The sequence below is a fragment of the Bacillus sp. FSL K6-3200 genome (assembly GCF_038630485.1).
Lineage (GTDB): Bacteria > Bacillota > Bacilli > Bacillales > Bacillaceae > Bacillus > Bacillus safensis.
The window spans coordinates 2,263,529-2,289,260 of record NZ_CP152032.1; the positions used below are offsets into that span (position 1 = coordinate 2,263,529).

A 25,732-nucleotide genomic window follows, 5' to 3' on the forward strand; every position below is an offset into this window, starting at 1 on the left:
CACTCTCCCATTTTCTTAAAAATTTACATTGACACCATCCTTTTCTATGATAAAATCATAGTGTGATAATGAGAATCGTTATCAAACGATATGACTACATATAGAATGGATAGGTGAGGTACATGTTCAAGAAATCTTTTTGGTCACTATTAGTTGTGCTCTCCATCGTTTTACTTGCAGCTTGCGGCAGCAATAGCAGTGACGGCAAGTCAGGTAATAAAGAGAAAACAAGGACCGTTGAAAGCGCTATCGGTTCAACTGACAATATTAAGGATAAACCAAAGCGTATTGTGACGCTGTACCAAGGAGCAACGGATGCAGCAGTCGCTATGGGCATTAAACCAGTGGGTGTTGTAGAATCTTGGCTTGAAGCACCTACGTATAAATATTTAAGAGATGATTTAAAGGATGTTAAAATTGTTGGGCAGGAAACACAGCCAAACTTAGAAGAAATTGAAAAGCTAAAGCCTGACTTGATCATTGCATCAAAAATCCGCCACGAGCAAATTTTTGATCAGCTGCAAGAAATCGCTCCAACTGTTGCAACTGAAACTGTGTTCACATTTAAAGATACAGTGAAGTTGATGGGTGAAGCGTTAAATCAGGAAGACAAATCAAAAGAATTGCTGACGAAGTGGGATAACCGTGTCGCTGATTTTAAAGAAAAAGCGAAAAAAGACATCAAGAACTGGCCAATGAGTGTGTCTGTGGTGAACTTCCGTGCAGATCATGCTAGAATCTATCAAACTGGTTTCGCAGGGTCGATTTTAACAGAGCTAGGCTTTGAAGGACCTAAGAATGTCAAAGATAAAAAGCAAGATATCATTACACTGACAGACAAAGAGAGCATTCCGCAAATGGATGCAGATGTGATCTATTACTTTATGGATGAAAAGGATAAAGCGGTTGAAAAAGCATATAAAGAGTGGACGAGTCATCCTTTATGGAAGCAGCTTGACGCAGTGAAAGCGAAACAAGTGCATAAAGTAGATGAAATCACTTGGAACATGGGCGGCGGTATTATCGCTGCAAACATGATGCTTGATGATATTTACGATCGACTAGGAATTGATAAATAAGTTATAACAAAGGAGAAAATGTGAACATACCATTTTCTCCTTTTTTCCATAACAGATTGAAAGCGGGAATCAGATGAGAAGTTTATTAAAAAAGGATTCAAGCAAGGCACTGCTTTTTGCTGGATTCATTGTGTTGATGTTGGTCTTTTTTATGCTCAGTATTTCCCTTGGGCAAACCTCAATTTCCCTCAAAGCCACCATCCATGCTTTTCTTCAATTTGATGAATCGGATCCAAACAGTGTCATTGTCATGACATCCAGATTATCAAGAGCTTTAATCGCAACGGTCGTTGGATCAAGCTTGGCGATTTCAGGTGCTCTTATGCAGGCATTGACGAGAAATCCGCTTGCGGCGCCTGATTTATTAGGAATTAATGCAGGTGGACTATTTTTTATCGTGATTTCGATTGTTTTCTTTTCAACAGAGTCGTTAACAGGCTATATGTGGACAGCCTTTCTAGGTGCAGCGATTGCAGGGATGCTCGTTTTTCTATTGGGCTCCATTGGAAGAGATGGATTGACGCCCGTCAAAATTGTCCTTGCAGGTGCGGCGATATCTGCACTGTTTGCTTCTTTTACACAAGGTCTTTTAATCGTGAATGAACAGTCGATTCAAAGTATTTTGTTCTGGATGGCTGGTTCAGTGTCTGGAAGAAGCATTGATATGTTAATCCCTGTTTTGCCATATATTTTAGGTGCGACTATTGTGGCGCTGCTTCTAGGACGTTCTATTAATGTTCTTTTGTCGGGAGATGATATTGCCAAAGGACTTGGCCAGCGTACACTGCTGCTGAAAATAACGATGGGTGTACTCGTTGTCTTTTTAGCAGGTGGTTCCGTCGCTGTTGCTGGTTCAATTGGTTTTGTTGGTTTTCTTGTGCCGCATATTGTGAAAAAGCTTGTCGGGCCTGACCACCGCTGGGTACTGCCGTATTGTGCCGTTGTGGGGGCGTCGCTTTTACTTGCCGCGGATCTGGCGGCTCGTTTTCTGATCATGCCGCAGGAAGTGCCGATTGGTGTCATGACGGCGATAGCAGGAGCGCCTCTATTTGTTTATCTCGTGCGCAAGGGGTTGAAGACAGGTGGCTAAAACATATACAGTGCGTTCTAAAGGCGGGCGCATTTCATTTCAATTTTCAAAGCGGACATTTTTGATTTTACTTTTATTGACGGCCATTGCCTTTGGTTTATTTATTCTTAGTCTCAGTATGGGAAGCCGGTTCATTCAGCCGGTGGATGTGCTGCTTCATTTAATCGGTCAGGGAGAGGGGAATTCCTTTGTGTTAAATACGCTGAGAATTCCACGAACGCTGCTGGCTGTTTTAGTCGGAGCCGCGCTTGCGGTATCAGGGCTTATTTTGCAAGGGTTGATCCGCAACCCGCTTGCATCACCTGACATCATTGGAATTACGAGTGGTGCTTCGTTTGGTGCGATTATGTTCATCGTCTTTTGGATGGGCACTGTGCCCATTGCTTATCAATCCTTATGGGCGATTGCAGGTGCTTTTGCGGTATCGTGCCTAATCTATTTGCTTTCATGGAAAAAAGGGGTCAAACCGATCACACTTGTCCTGATGGGAATTGGGATTTCCGCCATTATGAAAGCATGTGTGACGTTTACGCTTGTTCTTAGTGACACGATGACAACGACAAAGTCATACATCTGGCTGACAGGCAGCTTATATGGTTCTACGATGAAAGACGTTGCTGCGATGCTTCCTTGGGTGATGATCATTTTACCGATTGTCATGGTGTTAGCAAGAACGATGAATGTAAAAGAACTTGGCGATGATCTTGCAACAGGTCTCGGGGTAAAAGTGCAGGCGAAACGATTATTCTTTCTCCTGATGAGTGTGACATTGGCTGGTGTTGCAGTCGCATTTGCAGGCGGCATTGAATTTGTTGGACTCATGGCGCCGCACGTTGCACGGATGATCATTGGACGTTCATTCATAGCGCTTGTTCCAGCATCTGCGCTTGTTGGGAGTATTCTCGTGATGCTGGCTGATCTTGTTGCTAGAACCGCATTTCTACCGTTAGATGTCCCAGCAGGTGTTTTTACAGCGGCCATTGGTGCACCGTTCTTTATTTATTTGTTATATCAACAGCGCAATCGATAAACAGAAGATGGGGGTTTTGATATGAGGCCAGAGTGGGTTGAGAGAGAATTACTTGATTTTGGGGTACACATCACAAATGGACCAATGACATCTGATCGAACACTTGCTGCGCTTTTTTCAGAAGCAGCCGTCATGCGTTTATTAGAAGCTGAAAAGGAAGCGATGCATGCACCGAATCTTGCGGTAGCAGCATCTATGTTTTCAAAGCGGTATGCCTACTTAGCCGTCAGTTCCTCTTTATACTTGATGACGCTGTATGACGGTGTCTATCAGTTTCCACCAGCAGCATGTGCATTTAGAGATGATCGGAAAATTGAAATGGATGAGGCGGCGTGTTCGTTCGTTCCACTAGAAGGAGATCGGCATGAATGGAGAGAAAAGGTTGTGCGTGAGTTGTTTACGGAGTGTGTCACGCCTCTTTTAGACGTGCTGAACCGCACATCAAAACTCTCTTATCGTATTTTATGGGAAAATGTAGCGGTTCGAATCAACTCTCTTTATCGAAGCATGATGCGGGAAGCGGAAGAGCCTGCGGTGAAGCAGCGCGTGCGGGAGGATTATCTGTACCTGAAGCAGGCGGCTGGTGATGTATTTGGAGCTCAGCAAAACCCATTTCAGCACAGCCTAAACCTAGACGACAGCTTACTTGAAACATCCAATCGGAAAACCTGCTGTATGTATTACAAGCTTGAGAAAAAATCGGAGAGTCTCGATTATTGTCTTGTTTGTCCTCTTGAAAAAAAGAAAGGCACTGCTTGTTCTTAGCAGTGCCTTTCTTTTTATTCCCAAATCTCACTTGCCCATTCAGGATGATCAATAAAAGGGTTGCGGTTGTGTTGATACGTTTGATATATGATCTCATTGCGGTTCCGTTCGATTTGATCGACTGGATCCTGCTTGTGCCATTTGAGAAGCACAGACATTTTGCCGTGAAGAGGAGAGCTTCCATTATTCACTTTGTCGTTCAATTCTAAATCTGGAAAGCGGTCATCGCCTTCGTAGCGAACCGCCATATAAAAGAGCATTCTCGCGACATCTCCTTTGACCCGGTTGTGAGGTTCGAATGAGTCGCTGTCGTAGAAGTTGCCCGGCGCTCCTTTGTATTCATTACCACCCGTGTCAAAATCTAAATTTCCGCGTGTGCTGTTCGTTTGCACATCTGTCGCACGAAGGTGGTGGAGATCTGTCCCAGGCCCTTGGCTTGTCCCGAAATTGCCGTGAGACTTGGCCCAGACATGCTCCCGGTTCCACTGGCCCACATTTCCGCCATTCGACTGCTTTGAGCGGGAGGCACCACTATAAAGCAGCAGCACATTGTTTGGGTTATTGGGGTCTTCATCTGTTGTCTTTAAGGCATCCCAAACCTGGCTGTAGGATAGCTGCGTATGATCATCAATGATATCGTGTAAGGCTTTCTTAAGAGCGGGTCCTGATTTGCCAGCAGCAGATTGGTAATAGGAATCGATTTGACTTGTGGCAGCAGTTTGCGTTTGTTGTGCAGATGTTTCGTTTTGAAGCTGTAACGGGGAAAAGGTGATCGTTTGACTTGGTTCATTCAGCGTGAAAGCTTGAGCATTTGCAGCTGGAGGCAGCGGAGCGGCTAATGTGCCGAATATCATCAATCCGGCGGTCACAGTTCCAAATAAAGTTCTTTTCATTCGATTTCCTCCTTGATAGGGAATGTATTCTCTTTATTTCTATCATATTGCCATGAAGAAATAAATGGATTTATCGTAAATTTTATGTAATAAGTTCGTAGGAAAAGAGATTGCTATTTTATACACATTACTGTATAAGTGGGCATATAGGATGACAGCAAGGGAGAGGATGGATAACGTGAAAGAACTGCAAACACCTTCAAGAACGATTATGACACCGGGGCCCGTTGAAGTAGATCCGAGAGTTCTCCGTGTGATGAGCACGCCAATTCTCGGTCAATTTGATCCAGCATTTACACACATTATGAATGAAACAATGACCTTATTGCGGTCACTTTTTCAAACAGAAAACAAATGGGCTTATCCAATCGATGGTACGTCCCGTTCAGGGCTTGAAGCCGTGCTCGCCAGTGTGATTGAGCCAGGAGATTCAATGCTTGTACCTGTCTTTGGCCGCTTCGGTCACCTGCTCATTGAAATAGGGCAGCGCTACGGTGCTGAGGTACATACAATGGAATGTGAATGGGGGACGGTTTTTGATCCTGACGACATCATCCAAGAAATAAAGCAGGTCAAGCCTAAAATCGTTGCAATGGTTCATGGTGAAACATCGACTGGACGATTGCAGCCGCTCAAGCAAATCGGTGAAGCATGCCGGGCTCTTGATGTGCTGTTCATTGTAGACGCTGTGGCGACCATTGGCGGTGTCGAGGTAAAAGTGGATGAATGGAAAATTGATGCGGCGATTGGCGGCACGCAGAAATGTTTATCTGTTCCATCAGGCATGTCACCTATTACGTATAATGACCGAGTCGCAGCTGTCATTGAATCGAGAAAGAAAGTAGAAAAAGGCATTGCGACACAGGATGAATTACAAAAACAAATCGATATTTCTCCAATCAAAAGCAATTATTTTGATTTAAGCCAGCTTCAGGATTATTGGAGCCCAAGACGATTAAATCATCATACAGAAGCGACAACGATGCTCTATGCACTGCGAGAAGGGGTTCGTGTTGTGCTGGAAGAAGGGCTGTCTGAACGTTTTCAAAGGCACGCATATCATGAGAAAGCCTTGATGAAAGGTCTTGAAGCAATGGGGCTTGAATTGTTTGGTGATCCAGATTGTAAAATGCCGGTTGTGACTTGTATTGTCATTCCAAGTGATATTGACGGAGAAGCGGTCCGTGCCGACCTGCTTCATCATTTTGGGATTGAGATTGCAAGCTCCTTTGGACCGCTTGCCGGCCGTATATGGAGAATTGGGACAATGGGCTACAGCTGCCGAAAGGAAAATGTACTGTTTGTGTTAGCAGGGCTTGAAGCGATCCTCATCAAACACGGTGCGTCTATCCATTGCGGAGCAGGGCTTCAGGCGGCTCTTTCTATCTATGAACAAGCTGAAATAACGTGATACCTCATACTCGCCATTGGCGGGTATTTTTTTATTTGGAAAAGAACGCTAATTTTTGAAAAACTAGACTTATAGATGAGGTTATCGCTATACTGGAGAAGTTCTCATCATTTTTTGTCATCATTTTCATTTATTTTGCAGAAAGAGGTTTTTATATGAAGAAGATGGGCAGATTATACATTTTGATGCTCAATATTTTTATTGCCATGCTTGGTTTTGGCCTCATTGTACCTGTTATGCCGAGTTATATCGAAGCCTTTGGTGCAACAGGAAAAACACTTGGTTTTCTTGTCGCTGCAACAGGTCTTACACAATTTGCGTTATCGCCGATTGCCGGCGCACTGACCGATCGATTTGGACGAAGAAAATTGATCATTGCCGGGATTGCCGGCTTTACAATTGCTCAGTTTATTTTTGCTTTTGCTGATCAGCTTTGGATGCTGTTTGTGTCTCGGTTTTTAGGCGGTGCTGCCGGGGCTTTACTCATGCCGGCCATGTTTGCATACATCGCTGATATCACAAGTGAAAAGGACCGAGGGAAAGGAATGGGTCTATTCAGTGCAGCGATGACACTAGGTTTTGTCATTGGGCCGGGCGTAGGCGGTTATTTGGTTGAGTACGGGATCGCTTTTCCTTTTCTTATTGCCGGTTCCTTTGCTGCTCTTTCTACCTTGTTATCCATCCTCTTCTTACCTGAAACATTAACAAAGGAAAAGCAGGAAGAGGCGCGGCTCAACAAGCATATTCATTTCAATCCTTTTGTGCAAATGATCGAGGCCCTAAGGACATCGTACGGCTTTTTGTTTATATTGGCCTTTGTCCTCAATTTCGGAATCATTCATTTTGAATCGATTTTCGGCTTATATGTAGACCAAAAACACGGATTTTCTCCGAAGGATATTGCGTTTGTGATTACGGTTGCGGGTCTTGCCGGGGTGCTTGTTCAAGGTGCATTAGTGAATGCTTGTGTGAAACGATTTGGGGAGATGAGAGTCGTGCGTTATGCGCTGTTAGGTGCGGCTTTCATGTTGATCGCCTGCCGTTTTGCGCCGTCCTTTTGGTTGATTTTTACGGGTTCGATTTTATTTTTATCGGCTACGTCATTTGTCCGACCAGCCCTCAATACATTGCTGTCCAAGATGGCAGGCAATCAGCAAGGGATAGCAGGCGGTCTCAATACATCCTTTATGAGCCTTGCCAATATCGTCGGACCGAGTCTTGCGGGTATATTATTTGATGTGAATATTGAGTTTCCTTTTATGTTTGGAACACTGGTGCTTTGCGTAAGCTTCGCTGCATCTATCGTGTGGGGGAAAAAAGTGCAGCATGCTCATGCAGCGCAAGGAAGATTGTAGTTGATCTACAGTCTTTTTTTATTGAATGAAATGTATTTAGAAAAATTCCATATAGAAATAGTATATGTTTTATATTTTATCAAAATGAATAGTAGAGTTTATCAATAATTAAACCTTTTTCTGAGAGAGAATCATATATTCAGGTCTTTGGGGTTAATAAAATACTGAATTATACATTTTGTGTAAAAAATGATTGATTGGTTTTTTCCGCAATGGTAACATCAGTCTCGACAGCATGAGGTAACTGAGATCATCAAAAAAAGGGGATAGAAAATGAAGAAGTTTATGTTTTCCATTATATTTTTTATCGTCACCATGTTTAGTGCAGCCGTGCCATCAGCAGTTCATGCGGCAGAAATTGATCATGACAAGGTAGTTGGTTTTAGAGAAGTCAACCCTACAACTGTTACACAAAAAGCTGCGAAAAAATTTCAGCCTTATTTGAAAGTATGGCATGGATGTGTACCATTTCCAGCTGTAGATGCTGCTGGAAACACAAGCAGAGGGTTAAAAACGAGCGGTTCACATAATGGTGGATGCAGCAGTAATATCGGTCAAGTATATTCACGTTCAGATTGGTACAACGGCAGCTGGGCGATTATGTATGCTTGGTATTTCCCAAAAGATAATCCTTCACCGGGCCTTGGTCATCGTCATGATTGGGAATCCATTGTCGTTTGGATTGACAACCCAGCTGTAGCCAATCCGCATGTTCAATCGATTGCTTACTCAGGTCATGGGCAATATAAGAAAGTAGCACCGAGTGCAGCAAGTATTTTAGGGACAAATCCTTTGGTAGGTTATGATAGCAACTGGCCATTAAATCATGAGTTGAATGTAAGCGGCAATGTGAGCGGTAAAGGAATGCAGCCATTAATTGGCTGGGATGATTTAACGCCGGCTGCAAGACATGCGTTGAATACAACAGACTTTGGTAGTGCAAACGTACCTTTCAAAGACAGTAACTTTAAAAACAATTTAGCAAAAGCGTGGTATCGATAAGGTTAGTCATGAAAAAAACCGATCATCTAAAAATGATCGGTTTTTTTATAAACAAAATCGCATCATCTCTCATATTTCACGACAGGTGATTTTTCTTTATGAAGCGCACGAATCATCGCATCATCTACGTGTAAATGCTCTTTCACTAATTGATGCGGGGTTAAGGCCATCCACTGATTTAACGAAATATCTGCAAACCGGTCACTTTTAAAAATTTCTAAAAACCAAAGGCTCGTTTGGCCGATATTTTGGATGTAATGCCCCATACCAAAAGGAACATATCCAACATCACCTGCTCTGTAATTAAAGGTGCGGGCAGTACCACCTGCTCCAAAGACTGTCATTTTGGCTGTACCGGTTAAATAGTATTGCCACTCATCATTATTAGGGTGCCAGTGCATTTCTCTCATGCCGCCAGGTTTTACTTCAACAAGTGCAGCCGCAATCGTTTTTGAAATCGGGAAATTTCGTGAATCGACAATTCGGACTGTTCCGCCAGAGGTCGTTATCGGTTTTTGACGAAGAAGCTGGTGCGTAAATGCCGGCTTGATGCTGCCGTATGGATCAGATACCATTTGGCTTTCTAAGGATGCCGGCGGCGAACCTTGAAACATGTAGCGCTGCTTATTCGGAATATGGTCAAACAATTTCCTAGGAACACCAAAATTGTCGGAGAGAATATCTTTCGGTGTATGGGCAAACCAGTCTGTGATCGTGAATGTATCAAATTCAGAAAAATCGCCATCATCAAATACAAGAAGGAACTCACAACCATCCTCAAGTCCTTGAATAGAGTGCGGAATACCAGGCGGGAAATACCACAAATCGCCTTCTTCTATATCAGCGATCATATTTCGCCCTTCTGCATCTACAGATGTGATGCGGGCTTTGCCTAAAATCATATATGCCCATTCCGCCTGCTTATGCCAATGAAGCTCACGAACACCTCCGCGTGTGAGCCGCATGTTGACACCTGCAATTGTTGTTGAAACAGGCAGCTCCCGCTTCGTAATTTCCCTAGACCAGCCGCCGTGATTCAAATGCATGTGTGTATCAGAAAATGAAAATTTTAAATTTGGGATCGTTCCGGCATCGGTTTTAGGGGGAACGAACATATCTGGGTTTTCTATATCTCGAAGGACATCGCGCGGGCCTAAGTCGGTGGCACCCGCGCCATCCTTTCGAATGGGCTGCGGGATGTGACGGAGCTCATCATCCATTTGTCATCCCTCCTCGAGTCTCAATTTTCTCCTCCAAACTATATGAAGCTCCGGAAGAAAAAATTCAATCAGGATGGGATGAGAGAAACATTTGAATACGGAAGGCTAAGCGCAGCCGCAATGTTGCGTCAGGATCTTTTAAGCTGATTCGAAGCAATTCTTCACACTTCTCGAGGCGATAAATGACCGTGTTGCGATGAATAGACAATCGTTTGGCTGTTTCTGAAATGTGGCAATGGGTTTCTAAATAGACAGATAAGGTGTGAAGAAGACTTTGATCGACTCGTGATGGTTCAGATAACGGGTGAAGGTGCAGCTGGTGAAACGTGATCATATCTTTTCTTGGAATGAGCCTTAGTAAATCTGGCACATCCTTTGCCTGATAAAATTGAATATATTCAGTCCGCGATGAGAGATGTCCGGCATGAAGAGCCTCTAATGCTTCATTGTAGCCCTCAGACAGATGGGGGAATGGGCAGCCAGTCAAGCTCACCCCAAAGGAAATAGTGTGATTCACTTGCATTTTAACGAGCATCTGCAACTGTTTTAAAAAAGAGGTGAGCCTGTCGCCAACCTCCGGCCAACTGCCAGTCTCCTCCATCAATACAACACCCATATCACCTTTGACAAACAGAAGGGCAGGGAATGGGCAGCTTGGAAGTGCACTTTCGAGCAAATCAACCACTTGATCTAAAATCATCTGCTGCTTCATAAAACATATGGTATCACTACGCTGGTCAAGCTGACAGATCATACATAGGTAGCGGCATTCGGCGTTTAATCCAAACGCCTGAGCGAAATGTAAGGGATCTTGCTGGGAAGACGATGCCCTCTCTATCCATTTGCGAAAGCCCTCATTTCTAGCACGCTTGGCTGTTTGCAGAGCGGCATATTGTCTCATGCGCGCAATCGATATTTCGTTCACTGCTTTTGCAATCATCGCATGCAATGCTTTCTGCGGATTAATGAAAGAGAGGATGACCAGATAATCACATGTTTGTTCGTTTAGATCAATTGGAAAGACGGAAAAGGTTTGTTTTGCATGTATCATTGAAAAAGAATGAGTTGTCCTGCTTTGAAAAAAGGGGAGAATGTGCATCCATTCTGGGCTCGTAATCATGGGGTGCGAGGTATAAAGAATACGTCCATGCTGATTAAACAAATAGACAGGCTTGTGAATCTTTTTGGCCATTTTTTGTAATAATTCAAACTGGTTATCGTCTATGTTCATATCCACTCAATCTCCTTTATTGGTGAAGATGAATAAAAAAATGGACAATCACTGTCAACATCTCTGATATGCATTTTATGTTATCAGCTAAAATCATTTTAGATAGAAAGTTGTCAATTAATATAACAAAAAAACAGAGCCTCAGGACAAAATCACGTGCTGCCAGTCATCTTCATTCAGAATTACGAGCAAATATGATATGTTGTAGACAGAAGAATTTCTTTCAGAAATATGGGTATCACAAGAAACAAAGGCTTCGAATGAGGAAGCCGTCTATACATGAGAGTGGCAAGAGGTGAGAAACATGATTTATATCGGATTAACTGGCTGGGGAGATCATGACAGTCTTTATCCGCCAAAAATCGGCAGCGCGCAAAAGCTGTTTCACTACGCGTCAACGTTTCCGATTGTGGAATTGGATGCCAGCTTTTATGCGGTTCAGCCTGAGCGTAATCATGAAAAGTGGATAAAGGATACTCCGGATGACTTTCAATTTGTTGTGAAAGCATACCAAGGAATGACTGGACATCAAAGGGGCGAGATTCCGTTTGCTTCGAAGGAAGAAATGTTTGACGCGTTTATTCTTTCATTGACTCCGCTTATTCGTGAAGGGAAACTAGCCATGGTCCTATTTCAATTTCCCCCATGGTTTGATTGCAAAAAAGAGCACGTCCACTATTTAAGATGGTGTAAGGAGAAGATGGGCGATATTCCATGTGCTCTCGAATTCCGAAACCGTACATGGTTTTCAGAAGAATTTTATGAGCAGACTTTATCCTTTATGGAAAAGGAAGGATGGATTCATTCCGTCTGTGATGAACCGCAAGTCGGAGAAGGCTCCATTCCGCCAGTCATAAAAGCTACACACCGTGATAAAACTTTGGTCCGATTTCACGGGAGGAATAAACAGGGCTGGCTTCACCCGGCAGACCATGAGAATTGGCGTGAAGTGAGATACTTATATTTATATAATGAAGCTGAATTAAAAGAGTGGAAAAAGAATCTCGACATCCTGCATCAGCAATCGAAAGATGTCTATGTCGTGTTTAATAATAACTCCGGCGGAGATGCAGCGACGAATGGCCAGCAGATGATTGATTTGCTGGATATCACGTATTCAAGCCTGTCTCCGAAGCAGTTAGATTTATTTAGTTAACCGAGAGCTGAGGCTTTCAACCTGAATGAGACGGTTCAGTGACAACTTGAGGGAGAGATCAACATGCTGCAGAAGCTATGGTTATATCATACAAACGACTTGCACAGCCACTTTGAGAACTGGCCAAAAATTGCAGCTTATATTGAAGAAAAGCGTCAAGTTCACGATCAGATGCTCTTGTTTGATATTGGCGACCATATGGACCGAGTGAATCTCGTATCCGAAGCTGATTATGGAAAGGTAAACGTCAAGCTCCTCAATCAGCTAGGCTATGATGGGGTCACGATCGGGAATAATGAAGGCATTACGCTGCCTCATGATCAGCTGGATCACTTGTATGAAAATGCCCAATTTCCAGTGGTCCTGTCTAATCTATTTGAGAAAGGCAAACGGCCTTCGTGGGCAAAGCCCTATCATATGATCACGATGGAAAACGGACTGAAGATATGTCTCTTAGGCGTGACCATTGCGTATACACCTGTATATGAAAAGCTCGGCTGGAACATTACTGATCCATTTGACAGCATAAGGGACATGCTGCAGGAAGTGAAGGGACAGGCAGATGTCATTGTGCTTTTATCCCATCTCGGTATCATTCATGATCGAGAGGTCGCACGTGATTTCCCTGAAATCGACATCATCCTAGGCTCACACACGCATCATCTGTTAGAACAAGGTGAAATGGACAATGGTGTGCTGCTTGCATGTGCTGAAAAGTATGGGCATTATATTGGTTGTGTTGAGCTGACGATCGATACAGTGCGCAAAGAGCTGATAGAGAAAAAAGCGACAGTACAGTCAGTGGATCAGCTCATCAGTGAATCAGATGAAGCCATCACCACCTTACAGCAAGCAGAAAGAAGAGCGAAAGCACTCATGCAGGAAAAAGTGACAACGATTGAGTCGAAGCTAGAAACGAAGTGGTTCGACGAATCTCCGCTTCCGCAGCTCTTAACAGATGCCATTAAAGATTGGTGCGGAGCAGATATTGGTATGATGAATGCAGGTATGGTGCTTGATTCATTAGAGGCAGGGATCGTCACAAGAGAAGAAATCCACCGGATATGTCCGCATCCCATTAACCCCATTCGGGTGACGCTTACCGGTCAACAGCTCATCGAAACGGTTCGGCGGGGCTGTGAAGAAAAAATGGAACAGCTGCGCATCAAAGGTTTCGGATTTAGAGGTGAGCTGATGGGAAAAATGCTATATAGTGGACTCAGCTATACATTAGAAGAAGGCGATGCCAAACGGGTGAAAGATGTCTTTGTACATGGTCAATTGATCAAAAAAGACGCCTCCTATACAGTTGGCACAGTCGATATGTATACATTAGGCTCTCTTTTTCCGCATATCCGTGATCACGAACATATTGAATATTTCATGCCTGAATTTTTACGTGATGTTCTGACATGGCGCTTGAAGGAAGCCACATGAAATCCGCTTCAGCCTAACAACACGCGCCCTCTTTTCACATAGATTGTGATGAGAGGAGTGAAGGGATTTGGTGAATTTAACACCTATTATAATTGATGGCCATTCCTTTACAGCGGTCACCGTCAAACTGCCGAAGACAAATTTTATGGCAGTATCAAATGAACATGGGTATATCATGTGCGGTGCACTGGATGTCGGGCTCTTGAATGAAAAGCTTGCAGATAGAGGAATTATTGCAGGAAGAGCAGTTGGTGTAAGAACGATTGAGCAATTGCTCGATGCTCCTTTAGAATCTGTGACATACGCCGCAGAAGCACTGGGCATCTCAGCTGGAACAATTGGAAGAGATGCATTATTAAAAATGGTGAAATAAAATAGAGAGATGATTCCTATCCCCCCGCCTGTCTGCATACACATGTAATGGAGAAGGGGGGATTTTTTATTGAGAATGAACCGCCGTTATCGCCCCTACAAAAAGGGCCCTTTGCCATTTCGTTACGTCATGCTGCTTGCGATCTTATTCTTTGTGCTCTCAACCGTAATTAGTTTATTTTTTATCAACCGATCCATTAAACCAACCCTTATTCACATTGCTGAACTAGAAACAGAGCGCATCGCCAATCACCTCATACAATATTCAGTACAAGACTTTGCAGACGATCAGGAGAATATGAAGGATATGGTGGTCATGAATACAAGTGAGAATGGAAAAGTGACGACCATTGATTTTAATGCGCAAGCAACATCGAAAGCAATGGCTGACCTCTCGCGTCATCTTCAAAAAAATTTAGAGGACATTGAAAAGGGGAACTTTCAAAAAGAGGCAAAAGAAGCATTAAAGGATCAAACAGATGGACATGACGGCATTATATATAACATTCCGCTTGGGCAAGCGTCCGGAAATGCACTCATTGCCAACCTCGGACCAAAAGTGCCTGTACGATTTAGTGTGATTGGTGATCCGCATACGGACGTTGAAAAAAACATTAAGCCTTATGGCATCAACAATGCCTTGATTGATATTAGTGTTCTGATCGAGGTCAAGGTAAGAGTCATTATCCCATTTGCCTCTGAAACAATCGTAGTCAAAAACTCTGTACCTGTCTCCATACAAGCCGTTCAAGGAGACGTACCAGATTATTATAATGGCAGCGGAACAAACTCAGGCGCTCCACCAATTGTTCTCCCAGAGAAAAAGAAGAAAGAGGAATAACAGCCCAACAATGATTGGGCTGTTTTTTACTTTCGTTTCCGTTCAGCTCTTTCCCACGCCCTTAAATGAGGGTATGGGTCAAATGACCATTCGGTTCTGCCGTTGTCTTTGTACATGCCATAGTGAAGATGGGGCGGAAACTTTCCTGCGGTGCCTGGAGGACCGTAACCGGAGCTTCCGACAGATCCAATCACTTGGCCAGGTTCAACTATTTGACCTGTCTTAAGTCCTTTCGCAAAGCCATTTAAGTGAGCGAAGTAATGATAATGATTATGAATATCTCGAATGCCTATCCGCCAGCCGCCAAAACGGTTCCAGCCTTTCATTTCAATCACGCCATACGATGTCGCACGAACAGGAAGTCCATAATGGGCAAATAAATCGGTTCCCTCATGAATCCTTCTGCCTCCAAATCCTCTCGCATCTCCCCATGTACTCCGGTAGCTGTAGTCAGCTCCAACCGGAAGAGGAAAAGCATGCTTTCCAAGATCAAGATGCCCGTAGTGCTTATATAGCTTCATAAAAGATGAAATGATTCCAACGGTTTGATCACGTCCATAATAGTCCCATAAGCCAATTTTTAATTGATCAATGCTGCTGCCGTAGTGAAGCAAGTATTGTGCAAAAGTGAATAATACATCCTCATCGTCATCGCTGCTTGCTTTGCCATCCCCATTCCCATCAAGACCAATTCCGTCAAACACTTTAATGCTTAAAGGAGAGGTATCCTGTTTATTCGGGTTTTCTGGTCCAATCCACATTTCCCGGGGAATGTAGATGCCAATGACGCCTTTTTGTTTCGGTAAATCTCTTCTGCTTTTTCGAATATTGTGTTCATACTGATCAACTGCAGCAAGTACATACCATGGAACATGAGTTGTGATGGAGACTTTTTCATATAGGGCCATTCTCTGCTTCAATTCATCTGGCTGCTTGCCAGTCCCTTTTGCATGAACAGGTAAAGGGAGCATTGAAAGAGCAATCATGATGGCTAAAACGACTTTCACAAACGTCCATCTCCTTTCATCGAGCATCGTCTTCTACCGTTTAGTGTGGTTAGATCACTCTATTTCATAAGAAGAAAATGTTAGTAATTTTCTTCTGTTTTTTTAGGAGGCTTTTGGGTATTTTTGCAGCTCATTCCCTTGTTGTTCAATCTGTACTATGTTAAAGTGTCTAAAGAAAAGGCTTTAGGCCGAAGATTCAATTTTTTGCAGCTTCTTGGCTGCATCCATCGTATATAGCAGGAAGATTTTTGTAGATGCACCTTTAACGAATTCATATGGAGATGATGGAATTGGCAAAGAAGGAAGAGCACGTAAGAAAACCGGACTGGCTTAAAATTAAGCTGAATACGAATGAAAACTATACCGGTTTGAAGAAAATGATGCGGGAAAACAACCTGCATACTGTTTGTGAGGAAGCAAAATGTCCGAATATTCACGAATGCTGGGCAGTGAGAAGAACCGCTACATTTATGATCCTTGGATCTGTTTGTACGCGCGCATGCCGTTTCTGTGCGGTGAAAACTGGACTTCCAACTGAGCTTGACCTGCAAGAGCCAGAACGCGTGGCAGATTCAGTAGCCTTAATGAACTTAAAGCACGCTGTCATAACAGCGGTTGCAAGGGATGACCAAAAGGATGGCGGAGCAGGTGTGTTTGCTGAAACCGTTCGTGCCATTAGAAGAAAAAGCCCATTCACGACCATTGAAGTTCTCCCTTCAGACATGGGCGGTAATTATGATAACTTGAAGACGTTAATGGACACACGTCCTGACATTTTAAATCACAACATTGAAACAGTTCGCAGATTAACGCCAAGAGTTCGTGCGCGTGCTACATATGATCGTTCATTAGAATTCTTGCGTCGTGCAAAAGAAATGCAGCCCGATATTCCAACAAAATCAAGCATTATGATTGGACTCGGTGAAACGAAGGAAGAAATCATTGAAGTCATGGATGATCTTCTTGCCAATAATGTCGATATCATGGCGATTGGGCAGTACTTACAGCCTTCGAAAAAGCATTTGAAAGTTCAAAAATACTACCATCCGGATGAGTTTGCAGAGCTGAAGGAAATTGCGATGTCAAAAGGCTTTAGCCACTGTGAAGCTGGGCCGCTTGTGCGCTCTTCCTACCATGCAGATGAACAAGTAAACGAAGCGTCTAAAAAGCGTCAGGCGCAAGCATAACAAAGAAAACGCCAGAGCTCTCTGGCGTTTTTTCTCGTATTAATTTTGGCCGTAAGGGGCGTTTCTTCTCATCGTACGGTCGGAATTCGTCATGCCATTTGCATCTTCTTTCGTTGAGATATCTCCACCTTGAGGGGAATACTTCATTTGTTGAATCGTTTTGGTTAAAATTTGGTCAAAATCACGTGAATTGGTTTGAAGACGTGAAAAATTGGCAATGGATTGAAAGTGCTCTGGATTATCAGAGACGTATACATGATAATAACGAGGGAGAACAGAAACCGCCGTTTTCTTTACTTGATCGGCAGATTCATCACGGTTTTTATTTCCTGTTCGATACACAATGAGTGCATCCTCATCTGTCACAAGTGTGGCAGCATCTTTGATGTTTGGCAGCTGCACCGTTAAACTTGTAATCACGTGGGCAAGATGCTCACGATTTAAAGCAGGGGTTCTTTCTTTCTGATCCGTTACTTGCTGGCGCTGATAACGAACATACCCTGCTCTGTTTGTGTCTGCTTCTGGCATGTTGGAATTATTTCCTTCATGACGATCCGACAGACGGATGGTTTTACTTGAAGAATCTTCATCCACTTGCCGGTTCATACCTGATTGAAAGCCGCACCCGCCTAAAAGCATGCTGAGGAGAACCGCGGCCGTCAGTTGTTTCTTCATAAATGTGACCTCCTTTTTCCTTTAGCTTCGGCTAAATCGGAAAAAACATGCTTTAGCAATTGATGGAGTTCTTCCAATGAATTATCATTAAAGATGGATCGTTTAAAAAGAGGTGAGAAGATGATCGTCGTTCAGAATGCTACCTTTGATCTTGTAAGAGATATCAAAGACGGCTTTAATGAAGAAGCGTTTAAAGCAAGGTACTCAGATATTTTAAATAAGTATGATTATATTGTGGGGGACTGGGGCTATAATCAGCTCAGGCTGAAGGGTTTCTTTGATGACCAAAACCAAAAGGCCACATTTGATACTAAAATCAGCACACTCGATGAATACATTTATGAATACTGTAATTTTGGCTGTGCCTATTTTGTCTTAAAACGAATCAGAAAATAACGCAAAGGGGAGCGTCATGATGTATTTCGTAGACAGAAAAAAGATTGAAGAGACATTACGTTTTTTCGAGGAGCAATATGAGTTGTTGCAGAGTCATCAAACATGGACAAGTCCTCTAGAGAAAAAAGCGCTGGAACGAATTGTTCATTTGCTCGTCGAATGTATTCTTGATACTGGAAATGACATGATTGATGGCTTTATTATGCGTGACCCAGGAAGCTATGATGACATCATGGATATACTTGTTGATGAAAAAGTCGTACCAGAAGTGGAAGGCAGTCAGCTGAAAAAGCTTGTCTCATCCCGCAAAACACTTGTGCAGCAATATCAGGAAGTGGTTCATCATGACTTATTGCAGGTGATCAGCGAAGTAGAGCAGGCACTAGAGGTCTTTCCAAGCCGCATCCGAACCTACTTGGAGCAGGAGCTTGGCCCAGTATCAGCGTTTAAATAAACCATTGGAGTTGTGAGCATCATGAAATACAAAGGCTATTTAATTGATTTAGACGGGACAATGTATAAAGGAACAGAAAAGATCGAGGAAGCAGGTCAATTTGTTCAAAAGTTAAATGAGTTGAGCATTCCTTACTTGTTTGTCACGAATAACTCATCACGCACGCCGAAGCAAGTAGCGGAAAAACTCGTTTCATTCGATATCCCAGCAACAGAAGAACAAGTTTTTACAACAAGTATGGCGACGGCCAATTATATTGCTGAGCAAAAGAAAGATGCGTCAGTTTACGTGATTGGTGAAGAAGGAATCAAGCAGGCCATTGAAGAAAAAGGGCTGACATTTGGTCAGGAAGACGCTGATTTCGTTGTTGTTGGAATTGATCGTGGCATTACATATGAAAAATTAGCAGTAGGTGCGATTGCCATTCGTCAAGGCGCACAATTTGTCTCAACAAATGGAGATATTGCCATTCCAACAGAAAGAGGGCTTTTGCCAGGGAACGGCTCGTTAACATCAGTACTAACCGTGACGACAACGGTTCAGCCGACATTTATCGGAAAGCCAGAATCCATTATTATGGAACAAGCGATGCGTGTACTTGGGACAGATGTGTCTGAAACGCTCATGGTGGGTGATAACTATGATACGGATATTATGGCAGGAATGAATGCAGGAATGGACACATTACTCGTCCATACAGGTGTGACAACAAAAGAGCTGCTTCAGCAGTATGAAAAACAGCCAACCTATGTGATTGAATCATTATCCGAGTGGATTGAGCGATTATCATAAAAAAAGAGGACAAGCGTTACGCGCGCGTCCTCTTTTTCTTTATTCCGCATTTCTTGCACTATGTGCCAGCCTGCTTGATGCGGCAGCAGCAATAGCGCCAACAATGTCATCTAAAAAGGTGTGGCATTCGCCTGTGGATTTATCGTTGAGTTTCCCGAGTATTCCTGGTTTTTCTTTATCGATATATCCGTAATTCGTAAAGCCGATCGAACCATAAATATTGACGATTGCAAAGGATAAAATTTCATCAACGCCATACAGGCTTTCGTCAGTTTCAAGTATTGATTGAAGCGGCTCAGTCAGCTTTTTTTGCTCGGCGAGTACGTCTAATTCGACGCCCGTTAAAATCGCATTTTGGACTTCACGTTTTGCGATGACACGCTCCACATTGTGGATGCACTCTGTCATGTCTAAGCCAGGATGATATTTTTCCTGTAAAAAGTAGACAAGGTCTGCTATATCTTGAATGGTTACGCCTCGTTCTTGTAAACGGCGTCTTGCTGTTTTTTCTACTTCGTTCATCTCATGATGATGCGGCATGTATTCCTCACCCAATCCTCGTAATTTGTCCACAACGTGTAAAAAGCTTCGGATAGTAAATAGTATTCATAAATCCCTCAACCTGCGACTACGATATGATAAGAGATTGATCATAGGAACGCAGGTGAAAACATGAAAGAAACCATCTATCACACATTTGGTATTGATGTTCGTCAATTTACGCCATATGGCAGTTATCAGAGCTTTCAAACGGCGGAGGCTCTCTTCCTCATTGTTCCTGTGTCTCATTTGCGAGAAGAAGAACTCTCGGAGTTGTATCATATCAGTCAGTATTTACTTAATGCTGGAGACCCATACGTTGCTGTGTTTGAATTAACAAATGAAGAGAAGCCCACCTTCACTCATGGGAAGGAGCAGTATGCTTTATTAAAAGCAGCGCCTCCGCTCTCAAGCCGCTCGTTTCAGCAAGCGTCAGAGCTGGCAGCCTTTCATGTCAGGGGAAGAGGATTTCCATATGAAGTATCCGAAACAAAACGTGTCGGTGCCTGGAAGGAATTATGGGCAAAACGATTAGATCAGCTCGAAGGCTTTTGGATGCAGCAAATGCATCAAAAACCACTGGAACGGTTTGAACAAAAATTCATTGAATCGTTTCCGTATTATCTTGGATTAACGGAGAATGCCATTCAATATTTAGTCGATACTGAACTTGATGATGAACCGAAAGAAGGTGACTCAGGCACTGTCTGTCATCAGCGCTTTTCACGTATGACATGGCCGCATGAGCAGCCGCTGCGTTTACCTGTGGATTGGGTCTTTGATCATCCAACCCGTGATATTGCCGAATACTTAAGAGAGACCTTTGTACAGCATAAGGAAGATTTAATTGAAGAGGGCTTTTCCTTTCTTCAGCAATATGAACAGGTGACACCTCTTTCCTCCTTTTCAAAGCGTTTGTTATACAGCCGTCTGCTGTTTCCGCTTCATTACTTTGAAATTGTAGAAGGCTACTACATGTCGGGAGAAAATGAAAAGTCATATTATGAAGAGCGGTTAGATTACGTCTTAAATGATGCGAGCCGCTATGAATACTTTCTGAAGGTCTTTCAAGAAATGAGTGCCATGCGAAGCGGCGGCAGCCCCATTCCGGCTGTTGGCTGGATTCAGCCTGCAGCTGATTTGAAGTTTCAGTGAACACACAAAACGTCTCTTTTCTCTTGAGGCGTTTTTCGTTATGCTTAAAGAAATCGATTAAAGGAGTGTTCTTCTTGCCGAAACCTTATGTCTATATCACAAGAAAGCTGGATGAAGCATCACTTACACCATTAAAAGAAGTCGCTCATGTTGAGATGTGGCCGAGCGAAGATGAGCCGTGTCCAAGAGAAGAGTTAGAAACACAGGCTGCTAAAGCGGATGCGCTTCTCACCATGCTGTCAGATCAAATAGATGAGACCCTTTTATCAAAGGCACCGAATATCAAGGTGGTTGCAAACCTTGCTGTTGGCTATGACAATATTGAGCTTGAAGCAGCCAAAAAGCACGGAATCACCGTATGTCATACACCAGATGTCTTAACAGAATCGACGGCTGATTTAGCCTTTGCTCTTCTGATGGCGTCAGCTAGACGCATTGTCGAGGCGAGTGATTGGATTAAGGATGGAAACTGGACAGGCTGGGGGCCGCTTCTTCTTGCCGGTGCTGATGTTCATCACAAAACACTCGGGATTGTCGGAATGGGCAGCATTGGAACAGCACTTGCCAAGCGGGCCAAAGGCTTTAACATGAATGTCCTTTATCATAATCGTTCAAGAAAACCCGAGGCAGAAGCGCAGCTTGGCGTGACCTATGCGGCTTTTGAGGAACTGCTCAAGCAGTCTGATTTCATCGTCTGTCTGACGCCGTTAACCCCGGAAACGAAAGACATGTTTAATGAAAAAGCATTTGATCTGATGAAGAAATCTGCTTATTTCATTAACGTATCAAGAGGACAGACTGTGGATGAGGATGCTTTATATGAGGCTGTCACGACAGGAAAAATTGCCGGCGCTGGTCTGGATGTATTTAGAGAGGAACCTGTCAGTCCGTCTCATCCGTTAACGACTTTACCTAACGTCACAGTCCTTCCTCATATTGGAAGTGCCAGTGTCGAAACGAGAAAAACAATGATGCGTTTATGTGCTGAAAATATTGCGCTTGTCTTACAAGACGAGCCAGCCAAAACGCCGGTTCGTTTATAATATAAGGCTTCCCGGCTTTCGGGAGCTTTTCTGACAAAAATATTTTGAAAATATAGAATCTTGATATAAATAGCTGTTAAGCGGTTTCATTCTGACAATCTCTTATTTTATTACCTTGTCAAAATGAGGATACCCCTTTATAATGTGTGTACATTGAATGTCTGTGTAAGGTTAACAAATGTCTTTTTAGAGAGGACATTTACGGAGAAAGGTGGAATTTCAGGTGAAGGCAATTCGAGTTGGGCTATTAGGATTAGGAACAGTGGGGAGCGGTGTCGTAAAAATTATCCAAGACCATCAGGATAAATTAATGCACCAAATCGGCTGTCCGGTATTAATACAAAAAGTGCTTGTGAGCAATCCCGATAAAAAAAGAGATGTGGATGTCGCAAGAGAGGTCTTCACAACTGAAGTATACGATGTGATTAGAGATCCAGAGGTCGATGTCATCATTGAAGTGATGGGCGGCATTGAAGAGACAAAACAATATTTAATAGATGCATTGAATGAGAAGAAGCATGTTATTACAGCCAATAAAGATTTAATGGCGCTTTACGGTACGGAGCTTTTACATGTAGCGAAAGAAAATGGCTGTGATCTTTATTATGAAGCAAGTGTCGCCGGAGGAATTCCGATTTTGCGTACGCTGGAGGAAGGATTGGCCTCTGACCGAATCACCAAGATGATGGGGATTGTGAACGGTACAACGAATTTTATTTTAACGAAAATGAATGTCGATAAAAGCGCATATGAGGATGTCTTAAAAGAAGCACAGGATCTTGGCTTTGCAGAAGCAGACCCGACAGCTGATGTAGAAGGACTGGATGCAGCAAGGAAAATGGCGATTCTTGCAAGACTCGGCTTTTCTATGAATGTGGATTTAGAGGATGTAAAGGTGAAAGGTATTTCTGATATCTCTGATGAGGATATTAATTTCAGTAAGCGGTTTGGTTATACAATGAAGCTGATCGGAATTGCTCAGCGAGACGGAGAGAAGGTGGAGGTCAGCGTCCAGCCAACTTTACTTCCTGACCATCATCCATTATCATCCGTCAACAATGAATTCAATGCGGTGTATGTCTACGGAAGTGCTGTAGGAGAAACGATGTTTTACGGACCTGGAGCAGGAAGTCTGCCAACGGCAACAGCTGTTGTATCAGACTTAGTCGCAGTAATGAAAAACATGCGCCTTGGCGTGAACGGAAGTGGATTTATCGCACCGCAGTTTGACAAGAAGATCAAATCCTCATCAGAAATATTTGCTCAGCAATTTTTAAGAATTCATGTCAGAGATCAAGTCGGGGCATTCTCCCGCATTACATCTATTTTTTCTGAAAGAGGTATCAGCTTTGAAAAGATCCTTCAGCTTCCTGTGAAAGGACATGATGAGCTGGCTGAAATTGTCATTATTACACATCAGACCTCAGAAGAAGATTTCTCAAATATCCTGCAAAAATTAAACGACCTCGACGTGGTGGTTCAAGTGAAGAGCACGTACCGAGTAGAAGGGAACGGTTTAAGCTGATGAAATGGAATGGACTCATTGAAGAATTTCAAGAATTCTTACCAGTAAACGAATCTACACCTAAACTAACATTAAATGAAGGGAATACACCGCTGATCCATCTCGCCAAGCTGTCAGAAAAGCTGGGGATCGAGCTTCATGTGAAAACAGAAGGCGTCAATCCAACAGGTTCTTTCAAGGATCGAGGAATGGTCATGGCTGTTGCAAAGGCAAAAGAAGAAGGCAACGATACAATCATGTGCGCTTCAACAGGGAATACCTCAGCAGCAGCAGCAGCTTATGCAGCCCGTGCTGATATGAAATGTATTGTCATCATTCCAGACGGGAAAATTGCCTTCGGTAAGCTTGCACAGGCTGTCATGTACGGAGCAGAGATCATTGCCATTGACGGTAACTTTGATGATGCACTGAAAATCGTCCGCAGCATCTGTGAAAAAGCACCGATTGCCCTTGTTAACTCAGTCAACCCTTATCGAATTGAAGGACAAAAGACAGCAGCATTTGAAATCTGTGAGCAGCTAGGCTCTGCCCCGGACGTACTGGCGATTCCTGTTGGTAATGCCGGGAACATCACGGCCTACTGGAAAGGCTTCAAGGAATATCACGAGAAAAAAGGAACTGGACTGCCTGTCATGCGTGGTTTTGAAGCAGAAGGTGCAGCGGCGATCGTTCGAAATGAAGTGATTGAGCAGCCAGAAACAGTGGCAACGGCTATCCGTATCGGAAATCCAGCGAGCTGGAAACAAGCTGTGGCAGCCGCAGATGAATCAAACGGAAAGATTGATGAAGTAACAGATGAGGAAATTCTTCATGCGTATCAATTGATTGCACGTGAAGAAGGCGTGTTTGCAGAGCCGGGCTCATGTGCGTCGATTGCGGGCGTGTTAAAGCAGGTGAAATCTGGAGAAATCAAGCCAGGCAGTAAAGTTGTTGCGGTACTAACAGGCAACGGACTGAAAGATCCAAATACGTCTATCGATATTTCACAAATCAAGCCAGTCACACTCGATGCAGATGAAGATCAAATTCTTGAACACTTAGAAAAGGCCGCACGCGTATGAGTGAAGCCTCCATGCTTTTTTCAATCACAGTACCGGGAAGCACTGCCAATTTAGGACCAGGCTTTGATTCAGTTGGAATGGCGCTCAGCCGCTATTTAAAGCTATCGGTCTATGACCATGATAGCTGGCTGTTTGAAGCAGAAACAGATGTCGTGTCTGGGATTCCATCAGGCACCGACAACCTGATTTATCAAACAGCCAAAAAGGTCGCAGATGACTTTGGAAAAACACTCCCGCCTGTTCATGTCAAAGTGTGGAGTGATATTCCATTGGCACGGGGGCTTGGCAGCAGTGCTGCTGCCATCGTGGCCGCCATTGAACTCGCCAATCAGCTTCTTGAATTAAATATGACAGATGATCAGAAGCTCTTTTATGCAAGTGAGGTAGAAGGTCATCCAGATAATGCGGGTGCCTCTTTATTTGGTGGTTTACTGATTGGTCTCCATGAAGAAGACAAAACACATGCCGTTAAAGTGCAGCATGTGGATGTAGATGTCGTCGTGGTGATTCCTTTTTATGAAGTGCTGACAAAGGATGCCCGTGATGTCCTGCCAGAGGATTTCTCCTATAAACATGCCGTCAGTGCGAGTGCTGTGAGCAACGTCCTTGTGGCCGCCTTAATGACGCAAAACTGGCCGCTTGTTGGAGAAATGATGAATAAGGATTTATTTCATCAGCCTTACCGCACAATGCTCGTGCCAGAGCTGTCGAAGGTAGAGCATGTCGCTTCGCTCAAAGGAGCGTATGGAACAGCTTTGAGCGGTGCTGGGCCGACGATCCTCACCTTAGTGGAAAAAGGGAAGGGAGAAGCACTGAAAGAACAGCTTGCCCAAAACTTCCCGCATTGCGAAGTCGATTTGCTGACGGTGCCAGTAGAAGGGGTTGTCGTGCAGCATTATCCTGTTAATCAAGTAAAGAACGTGCTGTGAATCTGCACGTTCTTTTTTATGCTTGTTTTTATGGGAAGAAGCAGGGATTATTATTTAGAGGATCGAACTATTTTTTATGCATATAA

26 protein-coding genes are annotated in these 25,732 nt (G+C 43.5%); 20 read left to right on the forward strand and 6 right to left on the reverse strand.

Annotated elements, in window-relative coordinates:
- The first annotated feature begins 122 nt into the window (after positions 1 to 122).
- From MHI60_RS11395 to MHI60_RS11410, 4 genes are all read left to right on the forward strand, one after another.
- Positions 123 to 1,079, forward strand: a complete 957-nt coding sequence (locus tag MHI60_RS11395; RefSeq protein WP_095409506.1) for an iron-siderophore ABC transporter substrate-binding protein — start codon at positions 123 to 125, stop codon at positions 1,077 to 1,079.
- Positions 1,080 to 1,152: 73 nt separating this feature from the next.
- On the forward strand, positions 1,153 to 2,169 hold the full coding sequence (locus tag MHI60_RS11400; protein ID WP_048237375.1) for an iron ABC transporter permease: 1,017 nt from the start codon (positions 1,153 to 1,155) through the stop codon (positions 2,167 to 2,169).
- Positions 2,162 to 3,199, forward strand: a complete 1,038-nt coding sequence (locus MHI60_RS11405) for an iron ABC transporter permease (protein WP_041115765.1) — start codon at positions 2,162 to 2,164, stop codon at positions 3,197 to 3,199. Before MHI60_RS11400 ends, MHI60_RS11405 begins: the two co-directional genes overlap by 8 nt.
- A 21-nt stretch (positions 3,200 to 3,220) precedes the next feature.
- Positions 3,221 to 3,964: an IucA/IucC family C-terminal-domain containing protein gene (locus MHI60_RS11410; protein ID WP_144472202.1), complete on the forward strand. Its 744-nt coding sequence runs from the start codon at positions 3,221 to 3,223 to the stop codon at positions 3,962 to 3,964.
- A gap of 14 nt (positions 3,965 to 3,978) precedes the next feature.
- Here the strand turns inward: MHI60_RS11410 and MHI60_RS11415 are convergent, their stop codons facing one another.
- A complete protein-coding gene (locus tag MHI60_RS11415; protein ID WP_144483428.1) occupies positions 3,979 to 4,857 on the reverse strand; it encodes an endonuclease in 879 nt (292 codons plus the stop codon).
- A 169-nt stretch (positions 4,858 to 5,026) separates the two neighbouring features.
- On the opposite strand from MHI60_RS11415, the gene MHI60_RS11420 reads away from it, so the two are divergent.
- From MHI60_RS11420 to MHI60_RS11430, 3 genes are all read left to right on the forward strand, one after another.
- Complete coding sequence (locus MHI60_RS11420; protein ID WP_111292853.1) at positions 5,027 to 6,268, forward strand: alanine--glyoxylate aminotransferase family protein; 1,242 nt, start codon at positions 5,027 to 5,029, stop codon at positions 6,266 to 6,268.
- A 155-nt stretch (positions 6,269 to 6,423) separates the two neighbouring features.
- Positions 6,424 to 7,623, forward strand: coding sequence for an MFS transporter (locus tag MHI60_RS11425; protein ID WP_111292849.1), 1,200 nt, complete (start codon positions 6,424 to 6,426; stop codon positions 7,621 to 7,623).
- Between the two features lie 273 nt (positions 7,624 to 7,896).
- Positions 7,897 to 8,625, forward strand: a complete 729-nt coding sequence (locus MHI60_RS11430; RefSeq protein ID WP_111292847.1) for an NPP1 family protein — start codon at positions 7,897 to 7,899, stop codon at positions 8,623 to 8,625.
- 62 nt (positions 8,626 to 8,687) lie between these two features.
- On the opposite strand, the gene MHI60_RS11435 is transcribed toward MHI60_RS11430, so the two are convergent.
- Together MHI60_RS11435 and MHI60_RS11440 are read right to left on the reverse strand one after the other, a co-directional pair.
- Positions 8,688 to 9,845, reverse strand: coding sequence for an oxalate decarboxylase family bicupin (locus tag MHI60_RS11435; RefSeq protein WP_144483425.1), 1,158 nt, complete (start codon positions 9,843 to 9,845; stop codon positions 8,688 to 8,690).
- Positions 9,846 to 9,909: 64 nt separating this feature from the next.
- Complete coding sequence (locus MHI60_RS11440) at positions 9,910 to 11,076, reverse strand: helix-turn-helix domain-containing protein (protein ID WP_144483422.1); 1,167 nt, start codon at positions 11,074 to 11,076, stop codon at positions 9,910 to 9,912.
- A 304-nt stretch (positions 11,077 to 11,380) separates the two neighbouring features.
- Between MHI60_RS11440 and MHI60_RS11445 the strand changes: the two genes are divergently transcribed.
- The 4 genes from MHI60_RS11445 (at position 11,381) to yunB (ending at position 14,882) form a co-directional block, all read left to right on the forward strand.
- Positions 11,381 to 12,232, forward strand: coding sequence for a DUF72 domain-containing protein (locus MHI60_RS11445; RefSeq protein WP_111292844.1), 852 nt, complete (start codon positions 11,381 to 11,383; stop codon positions 12,230 to 12,232).
- Between the two features lie 63 nt (positions 12,233 to 12,295).
- Entirely contained in the window at positions 12,296 to 13,669 is a 1,374-nt protein-coding gene (locus MHI60_RS11450) for a bifunctional UDP-sugar hydrolase/5'-nucleotidase (protein ID WP_144483419.1), read from the forward strand.
- Between the two features lie 67 nt (positions 13,670 to 13,736).
- Positions 13,737 to 14,042 carry a DUF1805 domain-containing protein gene (locus MHI60_RS11455; protein ID WP_144472214.1) on the forward strand — a complete coding sequence of 102 codons (306 nt, stop codon included), beginning with the start codon at positions 13,737 to 13,739 and terminating at the stop codon, positions 14,040 to 14,042.
- 69 nt (positions 14,043 to 14,111) lie between these two features.
- Positions 14,112 to 14,882, forward strand: coding sequence for a sporulation protein YunB (gene yunB, locus MHI60_RS11460; protein WP_095409498.1), 771 nt, complete (start codon positions 14,112 to 14,114; stop codon positions 14,880 to 14,882).
- A 26-nt stretch (positions 14,883 to 14,908) separates the two neighbouring features.
- Here the strand turns inward: yunB and MHI60_RS11465 are convergent, their stop codons facing one another.
- Entirely contained in the window at positions 14,909 to 15,853 is a 945-nt protein-coding gene (locus MHI60_RS11465) for a M23 family metallopeptidase (protein ID WP_223251044.1), read from the reverse strand.
- 326 nt (positions 15,854 to 16,179) lie between these two features.
- Here MHI60_RS11465 and lipA point away from each other — a divergent pair, with 326 nt between their 5' ends.
- The gene (gene lipA, locus MHI60_RS11470) at positions 16,180 to 17,076 is read left to right on the forward strand and encodes a lipoyl synthase (RefSeq protein ID WP_008360456.1); all 897 of its coding nucleotides are present in this window, start codon (positions 16,180 to 16,182) and stop codon (positions 17,074 to 17,076) included.
- Positions 17,077 to 17,115: 39 nt separating this feature from the next.
- Here the strand turns inward: lipA and MHI60_RS11475 are convergent, their stop codons facing one another.
- Positions 17,116 to 17,751 (reverse strand): YhcN/YlaJ family sporulation lipoprotein, encoded by a 636-nt coding sequence (locus MHI60_RS11475; protein ID WP_111292841.1) that lies wholly within the window; start codon positions 17,749 to 17,751, stop codon positions 17,116 to 17,118.
- 120 nt (positions 17,752 to 17,871) lie between these two features.
- Between MHI60_RS11475 and MHI60_RS11480 the strand changes: the two genes are divergently transcribed.
- The 3 genes from MHI60_RS11480 to MHI60_RS11490 are packed head-to-tail and all read left to right on the forward strand — an operon-like array spanning position 17,872 to position 19,393.
- Positions 17,872 to 18,147 (forward strand): YutD family protein, encoded by a 276-nt coding sequence (locus MHI60_RS11480; RefSeq protein WP_024423368.1) that lies wholly within the window; start codon positions 17,872 to 17,874, stop codon positions 18,145 to 18,147.
- A 19-nt stretch (positions 18,148 to 18,166) separates the two neighbouring features.
- Positions 18,167 to 18,601 carry a DUF86 domain-containing protein gene (locus MHI60_RS11485; protein ID WP_095409495.1) on the forward strand — a complete coding sequence of 145 codons (435 nt, stop codon included), beginning with the start codon at positions 18,167 to 18,169 and terminating at the stop codon, positions 18,599 to 18,601.
- Positions 18,602 to 18,619: 18 nt separating this feature from the next.
- Positions 18,620 to 19,393 carry a TIGR01457 family HAD-type hydrolase gene (locus MHI60_RS11490; RefSeq protein ID WP_095410049.1) on the forward strand — a complete coding sequence of 258 codons (774 nt, stop codon included), beginning with the start codon at positions 18,620 to 18,622 and terminating at the stop codon, positions 19,391 to 19,393.
- 39 nt (positions 19,394 to 19,432) lie between these two features.
- Here MHI60_RS11490 and MHI60_RS11495 read toward each other — a convergent pair whose 3' ends face one another.
- The gene (locus MHI60_RS11495) at positions 19,433 to 19,933 is read right to left on the reverse strand and encodes a phosphatidylglycerophosphatase A (protein ID WP_025094161.1); all 501 of its coding nucleotides are present in this window, start codon (positions 19,931 to 19,933) and stop codon (positions 19,433 to 19,435) included.
- Positions 19,934 to 20,065: 132 nt separating this feature from the next.
- Here MHI60_RS11495 and yutH point away from each other — a divergent pair, with 132 nt between their 5' ends.
- From yutH to thrB, 5 genes are all read left to right on the forward strand, one after another.
- Positions 20,066 to 21,088 carry a spore coat putative kinase YutH gene (gene yutH, locus MHI60_RS11500; protein ID WP_111292840.1) on the forward strand — a complete coding sequence of 341 codons (1,023 nt, stop codon included), beginning with the start codon at positions 20,066 to 20,068 and terminating at the stop codon, positions 21,086 to 21,088.
- A gap of 74 nt (positions 21,089 to 21,162) precedes the next feature.
- Entirely contained in the window at positions 21,163 to 22,131 is a 969-nt protein-coding gene (locus MHI60_RS11505; protein WP_095409493.1) for a D-glycerate dehydrogenase, read from the forward strand.
- A gap of 223 nt (positions 22,132 to 22,354) precedes the next feature.
- Entirely contained in the window at positions 22,355 to 23,656 is a 1,302-nt protein-coding gene (locus MHI60_RS11510) for a homoserine dehydrogenase (RefSeq protein ID WP_095409492.1), read from the forward strand.
- On the forward strand, positions 23,656 to 24,717 hold the full coding sequence (gene thrC, locus MHI60_RS11515; protein ID WP_144483416.1) for a threonine synthase: 1,062 nt from the start codon (positions 23,656 to 23,658) through the stop codon (positions 24,715 to 24,717). Before MHI60_RS11510 ends, thrC begins: the two co-directional genes overlap by 1 nt.
- Positions 24,714 to 25,646, forward strand: a complete 933-nt coding sequence (thrB, locus tag MHI60_RS11520; protein WP_039181185.1) for a homoserine kinase — start codon at positions 24,714 to 24,716, stop codon at positions 25,644 to 25,646. The genes thrC and thrB overlap by 4 nt, the downstream gene beginning before the upstream one ends.
- The last annotated feature ends 86 nt before the right edge of the window (positions 25,647 to 25,732 follow it).

What these genes read in the sequence shown, in the direction of transcription:
- MHI60_RS11395 (WP_095409506.1), top strand. Translation starts at nt 123, where the DNA reads ATGTTCAAGAAATCTTTTTGGTCACTATTAGTTGTGCTCTCCATCGTT.
- MHI60_RS11400 (WP_048237375.1), top strand. Translation starts at nt 1,153, where the DNA reads ATGAGAAGTTTATTAAAAAAGGATTCAAGCAAGGCACTGCTTTTTGCT.
- MHI60_RS11410 (WP_144472202.1), top strand. Translation starts at nt 3,221, where the DNA reads ATGAGGCCAGAGTGGGTTGAGAGAGAATTACTTGATTTTGGGGTACAC.
- MHI60_RS11415 (WP_144483428.1), bottom strand. Translation starts at nt 4,857, where the DNA reads ATGAAAAGAACTTTATTTGGAACTGTGACCGCCGGATTGATGATATTC.
- MHI60_RS11420 (WP_111292853.1), top strand. Translation starts at nt 5,027, where the DNA reads ATGGATAACGTGAAAGAACTGCAAACACCTTCAAGAACGATTATGACA.
- MHI60_RS11425 (WP_111292849.1), top strand. Translation starts at nt 6,424, where the DNA reads ATGAAGAAGATGGGCAGATTATACATTTTGATGCTCAATATTTTTATT.
- MHI60_RS11430 (WP_111292847.1), top strand. Translation starts at nt 7,897, where the DNA reads ATGAAGAAGTTTATGTTTTCCATTATATTTTTTATCGTCACCATGTTT.
- MHI60_RS11435 (WP_144483425.1), bottom strand. Translation starts at nt 9,845, where the DNA reads ATGGATGATGAGCTCCGTCACATCCCGCAGCCCATTCGAAAGGATGGC.
- MHI60_RS11440 (WP_144483422.1), bottom strand. Translation starts at nt 11,076, where the DNA reads ATGAACATAGACGATAACCAGTTTGAATTATTACAAAAAATGGCCAAA.
- MHI60_RS11445 (WP_111292844.1), top strand. Translation starts at nt 11,381, where the DNA reads ATGATTTATATCGGATTAACTGGCTGGGGAGATCATGACAGTCTTTAT.
- MHI60_RS11450 (WP_144483419.1), top strand. Translation starts at nt 12,296, where the DNA reads ATGCTGCAGAAGCTATGGTTATATCATACAAACGACTTGCACAGCCAC.
- MHI60_RS11465 (WP_223251044.1), bottom strand. Translation starts at nt 15,853, where the DNA reads ATGCTCCCTTTACCTGTTCATGCAAAAGGGACTGGCAAGCAGCCAGAT.
- MHI60_RS11475 (WP_111292841.1), bottom strand. Translation starts at nt 17,751, where the DNA reads ATGAAGAAACAACTGACGGCCGCGGTTCTCCTCAGCATGCTTTTAGGC.
- MHI60_RS11480 (WP_024423368.1), top strand. Translation starts at nt 17,872, where the DNA reads ATGATCGTCGTTCAGAATGCTACCTTTGATCTTGTAAGAGATATCAAA.
- MHI60_RS11485 (WP_095409495.1), top strand. Translation starts at nt 18,167, where the DNA reads ATGTATTTCGTAGACAGAAAAAAGATTGAAGAGACATTACGTTTTTTC.
- MHI60_RS11495 (WP_025094161.1), bottom strand. Translation starts at nt 19,933, where the DNA reads ATGCCGCATCATCATGAGATGAACGAAGTAGAAAAAACAGCAAGACGC.
- yutH (WP_111292840.1), top strand. Translation starts at nt 20,066, where the DNA reads ATGAAAGAAACCATCTATCACACATTTGGTATTGATGTTCGTCAATTT.
- thrC (WP_144483416.1), top strand. Translation starts at nt 23,656, where the DNA reads ATGAAATGGAATGGACTCATTGAAGAATTTCAAGAATTCTTACCAGTA.
- thrB (WP_039181185.1), top strand. Translation starts at nt 24,714, where the DNA reads ATGAGTGAAGCCTCCATGCTTTTTTCAATCACAGTACCGGGAAGCACT.